A 1,089-nucleotide genomic window follows, 5' to 3' on the forward strand; every position below is an offset into this window, starting at 1 on the left:
ATGGCAAGACGACGCTGACGGCCGCGATCACGATCACGCTGGCGAAGTCGGGCGGCGCGACCGCCAAGAACTACGCCGACATCGACGCCGCGCCGGAAGAAAAGGCCCGCGGCATCACGATCAACACGGCTCACGTCGAGTATGAGACGGCCAACCGTCACTACGCTCACGTCGACTGCCCCGGCCACGCCGACTACGTGAAGAACATGATCACGGGCGCGGCGCAGATGGACGGCGCGATCCTGGTGGTCTCGGCCGCCGACGGCCCGATGCCGCAGACCCGCGAGCACATCCTGCTGGCCCGTCAGGTCGGCGTGCCGGCCCTGGTCGTGTTCATGAACAAGGTCGACATGGTCGACGACGAAGAGCTGCTCGAGCTCGTCGAAATGGAAGTGCGCGAGCTGCTGAGCAGCTACCAGTTCCCGGGCGACGACATTCCGATCACCAAGGGTTCGGCCCTGGCCGCCGTGGAAAACCGCGACGCCAACATCGGCGAAGAGAAGATCCTCGAGCTGATGGCTTCGGTCGACGCCTACATCCCGCAGCCGGAACGCCCGATCGATCAGGCCTTCCTGATGCCGGTGGAAGACGTGTTCTCGATCTCGGGCCGCGGCACCGTGGTCACCGGTCGCGTCGAGCGCGGCATCGTCAAGGTCGGTGAAGAAGTCGAAATCGTCGGCATCCGTCCGGTCCAGAAGACGACCTGCACGGGCGTCGAAATGTTCCGCAAGCTGCTCGACCAAGGTCAGGCCGGCGACAACGTGGGCGTGCTGCTGCGCGGCACCAAGCGCGAAGACGTCGAGCGCGGCCAGGTGCTGTGCAAGCCGGGTTCGATCACCCCGCACACCAAGTTCGTGGCCGAGGCCTACATCCTGACCAAGGAAGAAGGCGGTCGTCACACCCCGTTCTTCACCAACTACCGCCCGCAGTTCTACTTCCGCACCACGGACGTGACCGGGATCATCAAGCTGCGCGAAGGCGTGGAAATGATCATGCCGGGCGACAACGCCGAGCTGGACGTCGAGCTGATCACCCCGATCGCCATGGAAGAGAAGCTCCGCTTCGCCATCCGTGAAGGCGGCCGCACCG

1 protein-coding gene is annotated in these 1,089 nt (G+C 64.9%); it reads left to right on the forward strand.

Annotated elements, in window-relative coordinates; translation table 11 throughout:
• Nucleotides 1-1,089: elongation factor Tu (gene tuf / locus DMC18_RS15720; protein ID WP_110133083.1), on the forward strand; the 1,089-nt coding region annotated here is incomplete at both ends.

The sequence above is a fragment of the Caulobacter sp. D5 genome (assembly GCF_003185805.1).
Classification (GTDB): domain Bacteria; phylum Pseudomonadota; class Alphaproteobacteria; order Caulobacterales; family Caulobacteraceae; genus Caulobacter.